Raw genomic sequence first — 5,319 nt, 5'->3', positions numbered from 1 at the left:
CCTTTTTAGCTGGCCAGCTCAGGACACATTCATCTTATCAAGAGGTCTTTTTTCGTTCAAACCTCATTTTCAGTTATTACAGGAATGCTGCCCCGTTAGTGTTGCATAAAGAAAAAGCTGACTTAAAGACAACTCTTATTCAGCTAGCGCACCCGTAAGGATTGATTCTATACTCAACTATTAGCCATTGACATTCAGGACCAATGGTATGTAAGGGATTTTTTTTATGATTCAAATATGTTGTTGTTAATTTGAACTAAAGATTGATCATTTATAAATTATGAAACTTTATTTCAAGCCACAGCTTTGTCGGTGCTTGGCCTTTGATATACAATATATGTAAGGATGTTCGATTATTAAAATATGCTTCAGGATTCAATATTTACGATAAGGTTCAGACGATGGGAGGTTCCGTAGTGAAAAAAATGGGGTTTTTGTTTGGGATTATAGTTATTATAGGTATTGCGCTTTATTTAGTACTTGCTCAACCAAATCTTGAAGCGAATTTATTAGGAACAGGAGAAGATAAAAAGGTCATATTAGTCACTTTAGAAAACACGGGATTTCGTGATATTCAATTACTCGATATTCATGTTAACGGTACTCAAAAACCCAATAAAGTTAAGCTTCAAGTAAATAAAACTGGTAAAGGTTTTGCTATTACAGATACTTTCGATAATCCAGGATATGAGTTTATAGATTATGACTCAATAGCAATTGAGCCTGAAAAAGTAGTGAATAAAAATAAAGAAGAAATTGTTTCTACCTATGCACTGTCTATAAAACATAGTGTTGAAGTTCATTCAATATCTGTGAGGTATAAATATTTAGGCAAAGAGTTTGAAGAAATTGCTAAGATAGATTAGTTCACGTTTGTTATATATTCGGATTCTAAAATATCTTCTTTTGAAATCAAGCATCAGCAAAAGTGCCCTATCCACTTTTACTGATGCTTTTTCAATTGAACAATAGTTGTCTTGGAAATAAGGAAAAACTCATGGTCCAAGCTCATGTTTTCCTCCTTAAAATAAGTTCCTCGATAGGTTAATAATATCATTCCTTATAGAACTATCCTGCCCCGTTAGTGCCTAAAAGGATTGCCGCAGCAACCTCTTTTTCACAATAGCTAGATTCGTTAAATAAAATAATCAACATTGTACATGATAACTAAAGCGAACAATAGGTAAGTAAGTGTAACGACATATTGTTTTGAGGTTTTCAGGTACTTCCACTCCATAAACGACTGAAAACCAAATGATACAATAAAAAAGCACATATACCACTTTATAACATTTATGTCCTCTTCTATTACATAGGGAAGAGGACATAAAAAAATTAATAGGATTAGACCTCTTCCCTATCGGTCAATATTCTTACCAGAAGTTTCTGATATCTTTTCTTTCTTTTCTACACCAAGCCATTTCGTTAGAAATTTATTTATAAAGAGAGAAATAATAATAATAATGATAAAGAACATAATCCACACTAGGAATTCCAATTAAACGTCCCCTTTTCATAACCATTTTATCTATATTTTACCACAATATTATTTGTATCTTATTCAAACTATCCTGCCCCTTTTGTTCATTAAGAAAAACCGAAATTAAATCATTTCGGTTTTTCTTTTTTATATACGGTTAAACTCTTTTCAAAACGCTACGATTTTTTTAAACTGTACAACCTTCTTTCAAATCGACACAAAAAGCTATATCTAGATAGCCAGTGGAATCGGGTGTACAACCTGATTCTTTTTTCATTCAGTCAGTGAATTAATCATAAAAGATTAAATGCATATTACTGTCAGTCCTTGATTTTGCAAAAAATTCGGCTTCATTTCCTCCATCAACAAATTTACCAATACCCCAGAAATACCCACATTTTCCTCGTTCTATATATCTTGTTCCTACATAATCATTATAACTATCAGGATCGTACTCCCATAATTCAACTTTTAACTTTCCTGCTGGCCCCACGTAAGGATCGCGACAAATCTTATAATCTCCACCAGTAGAGTCATACACATGACTTTCAGCACCATTAGAATAAAGGGTTTCTTCCCCTAAGTAATCCCAGCCACTGGCAAATGTAGAAGAAGGTATCAACAACGCAGCTACCAATGCCACGACACTCATTATAAACTTTTTCATACTCATTCTTCCTTTCCCGTTTTGACTTGAAAAATTATGCTCTATATAATATGTTGCTTTGAAAAAAGTTTGATTAAAAACCACTTAAAATTCTTTAATCGAAAAGGAATGAAAAACAGTGCAACTTTTTTACAATTTCAACACATTAGTAAGTAATCATTAAAAGTAAAAAAACCTTAGCAATTTTTATTAAAAGTCATATTTTATTAATGACTTGATAAAAAGAAAGAATTATATAATGTTGCACAATATATAAGGCAAAAAAAGAAGGATAGATAAAATTTACTTTATCTATCCTTCTTTGTACTACATATGACCTCATTTACTACAACTACATTAAGATTTACTACAATAAAATAAAAAATTCGTGTTCAATTAAAGCGCCCGATTACTGAAGAACGAATATAAAACCTTGGTACCAAATGGCCTTAACATTTATTTATGATACGGTTCACCGTACATATACAAGCAGTGTTTTTTTAAACACTGTCAGCCTTTTAATTTTACACTTCTACTTTAAATCGACGATGCTGAGGAAGCAGCTGCTTGATCAGCCTTCACACAATCATTTACAACAACGAGTGCAATAATAATGGTTTCCATCTCTTCATCTATTATTTGAACTTTGTAGCTATCGCCCCAAGTGAACCACTCCTTGCCCACTTTACCTTCGATTTTACCATGCTGTAAAACTTGAAAATCCATATCCGATCAAAAAGTTATATGGTCATACTTCATTACCCTTAATCATAAGGAACAAAGAGAACATTTATTAGAGGGTGGTCTTTATGAGAACAAGTTATAGAAGATGGTCAGAGTTTCCTTACCCAGGGGAAAGTATCCCACCTAAAGGTTCTCCAGAGGCAGGAAATTGGCCAATGTTTTTTATTTCTAGGGGAAGAGACAATGATTTCCTGGACCCCTTTCATCAACGAATCATTTGGCGAATTAAAAATCCCCTTGATATTGATTGGGAAACAGAGCTATTCATTGTAGAAGAGACATTAAAGTCATTGACTTCCCAGCAAATACGCATCGCACAATATTGGGGAACAGGTGAATTAACCGCGAAAATTACCACTCTAATTTTCAATTTAGCTGAAAAGTATATGCTGGGGTCACCGAGTGTTGCAAGGGTTCAGAGTTATTTCCACGCTGCTATGAATGATACCTTTGTTATCACGTGGTTTTTTAAATATCATTGGGATGTTGCACGTCCAAATCAATATGACAGAAATCTGTCTACTGTGTTGTTTACCCCCCGTTTTCCAGCTTACCCTTCTGCACACGCAACTGTGGCAGGATGTGCAGAGACAGTTTTAAGTTATATCTTTCCTCAAGAGTCATCCGAAATAAAAAAAATAATGGAAGAAAGTGCTCAATCCCGTTTGTACGCTGGAGTACATTTTAACGTGGATAACAATGAAGGCTTAAGGTTAGGCAGACAAATTGGAGAGGTAGTTGTAAACTTTTTAAGGGCACAAAATCTAATAACGCTTCAATAATATTTTGGGTTCAGGTTGTGCTAATCTGAACCTTTAGTTAAATAAAGAAAGAGCTGCCTTTAAGACAGCTCCGATCTTCAGCTAACGCACCCGTTAGTTCTATAAGTAAAGCACAGTTATTTGTATACCTATTTCACATAATCAGATAAGAACACTAAATTATTTTGTTTCTATACATTACCTTATTTACATTATGCCTTACAGTATTATGACCGGCTTTAGTACCTTTACCAATAGCTATAAGCATAACATCTAAATACCTATCAGAAATATTTAAAATTGCTTTTAATTTCTTAGAATCATAGCCTGACATAGTAATTGTTTCAAAACCTGCTTCATTTGCTAACAAAATTAATGACATTGACGCAAGACTTACATCTCTAAATAATTCTAACTTTAGATCTTCATTTGATTTATTTTCATAATATTTTATTGCAGCATTCGCTAGATAATCTCTTAGCGATTCATCAAAAAAACCTGCTTGAAAGCCTTCTTCATGTATCTTAATAATATTATCTTTATCAAATGCTTGATAATCACCCAACATAACAATTAAAGTTGAAGCTTCTACCACTTGATGTTGATTGAAAGCTATAGGTAGCAATAAATTTTTTAAGTCTGGTTCATCAATAATTAAGTATCGGGTTGCTTGAATATTATTTCCGTTAGGTGACTTACTTGCACTTTCAATTAATGAGGTTATAATTTCTGAACTTATTTTATAACTCGAATCATAATGTCTAACTGATCGTCTTTTTTCCAAGATATTTTTTACACTCATTTTATCAACTCCGAAATTTTTATTTATTGCTCCTTTAATTATAGTAAGTAATAATAAATTAGAAAATAACGCACAAAAATGTGGTATAGCCACTTTTAAGTGCCTATTCAGGAGGGACAGCACATGGTTAACTATAATACTGGAATCAACATTTTCATGAACATTGCAGGTGGAAAATGGAAATGTTTAATACTCTTTTTCTTGAGCCAAAAATCAGTAAGGACAAAAGAGTTTTACGAATTAATACCTGGAATTACACAAAAAGTCTTAACAGATCAATTGAAACAATTAGAAAGAGATGGACTTGTACGAAGAGAAATATTTAAAGAGGTACCACCAAAAGTAGAATACAGCTTAACTGATCTAGGAAGATCATTTGTACCAGTATTAAACACAATGTGTGAATGGGGTAATAAGTATGCAATTTTAAAAGGTATAGATAAAGATCCACAAATTTATTGTGATCATACTTAAACCTAAAATTCACATTTTTGACTTCTGAAGAAGCCTGGCGGATGCATAAAAAGTGGAGTTCTATACAACCTCTTATTCAATATAATGCCCAATTATTAATTAAGATCAAACAGCTCTTCAACCATCCTCCCTCAATAAATTAAACACAATCTCACGATTGCTCTAGAATTCTTAGGATTTCATAGTCATATGATTAACCCTTATCTATGTAAGCTCGGCATTACTCCTCAAGGATAGGGATTTATCAAAAAAAGTGTATGCTAAACTAGCCAATTATAGGAAAAAATTGGTTTAAGCAAGATTATGATCGCACTTTTGGATATCCACATGTCTCATGGAGGTCAACCCTCCCATGTCTCACAGAGTCGATGCTCCTACATTCCTTCGTTCAACCTTTCCATGAGGTGGATGT

Annotated in this window: 6 protein-coding genes and 1 pseudogene; 3 read left to right on the top strand and 4 right to left on the bottom strand. The window is 33.1% G+C overall.

Annotated features, from left to right (window positions below; translation table 11 throughout):
* Positions 1 to 416: 416 nt before the first annotated feature.
* A complete protein-coding gene (locus ACIQ0C_RS27035) occupies positions 417 to 866 on the top strand; it encodes a hypothetical protein (protein WP_403065937.1) in 450 nt (149 codons plus the stop codon).
* Positions 867 to 1,135: 269 nt separating this feature from the next.
* On the opposite strand, the gene ACIQ0C_RS27030 is transcribed toward ACIQ0C_RS27035, so the two are convergent.
* The 3 genes and pseudogenes from ACIQ0C_RS27030 to ACIQ0C_RS27020 form a co-directional block, all read right to left on the bottom strand.
* Positions 1,136 to 1,345, bottom strand: coding sequence for a DUF4181 domain-containing protein (locus ACIQ0C_RS27030; RefSeq protein WP_403065940.1), 210 nt, complete (start codon positions 1,343 to 1,345; stop codon positions 1,136 to 1,138).
* A 424-nt stretch (positions 1,346 to 1,769) separates the two neighbouring features.
* The gene (locus tag ACIQ0C_RS27025; RefSeq protein WP_403065934.1) at positions 1,770 to 2,147 is read right to left on the bottom strand and encodes a hypothetical protein; all 378 of its coding nucleotides are present in this window, start codon (positions 2,145 to 2,147) and stop codon (positions 1,770 to 1,772) included.
* Positions 2,148 to 2,663: 516 nt separating this feature from the next.
* Positions 2,664 to 2,855: pseudogene (locus ACIQ0C_RS27020) on the bottom strand (hypothetical protein); the annotation flags it as partial.
* An 80-nt stretch (positions 2,856 to 2,935) separates the two neighbouring features.
* On the opposite strand from ACIQ0C_RS27020, the gene ACIQ0C_RS27015 reads away from it, so the two are divergent.
* Positions 2,936 to 3,652, top strand: coding sequence for a vanadium-dependent haloperoxidase (locus tag ACIQ0C_RS27015; RefSeq protein ID WP_403065931.1), 717 nt, complete (start codon positions 2,936 to 2,938; stop codon positions 3,650 to 3,652).
* A 154-nt stretch (positions 3,653 to 3,806) separates the two neighbouring features.
* On the opposite strand, the gene ACIQ0C_RS27010 is transcribed toward ACIQ0C_RS27015, so the two are convergent.
* Positions 3,807 to 4,433 (bottom strand): nitroreductase family protein, encoded by a 627-nt coding sequence (locus tag ACIQ0C_RS27010; RefSeq protein WP_402844354.1) that lies wholly within the window; start codon positions 4,431 to 4,433, stop codon positions 3,807 to 3,809.
* Positions 4,434 to 4,556: 123 nt separating this feature from the next.
* Here ACIQ0C_RS27010 and ACIQ0C_RS27005 point away from each other — a divergent pair, with 123 nt between their 5' ends.
* Positions 4,557 to 4,907, top strand: a complete 351-nt coding sequence (locus ACIQ0C_RS27005) for a winged helix-turn-helix transcriptional regulator (RefSeq protein WP_403065928.1) — start codon at positions 4,557 to 4,559, stop codon at positions 4,905 to 4,907.
* Positions 4,908 to 5,319 lie beyond the last annotated feature (412 nt).

The organism is Peribacillus sp. NPDC096448 (assembly GCF_044762675.1).
GTDB classification, from domain to species: domain Bacteria; phylum Bacillota; class Bacilli; order Bacillales; family DSM-1321; genus Peribacillus; species Peribacillus frigoritolerans_B.
This window is presented reverse-complemented; position numbering and strand designations above follow the sequence as displayed.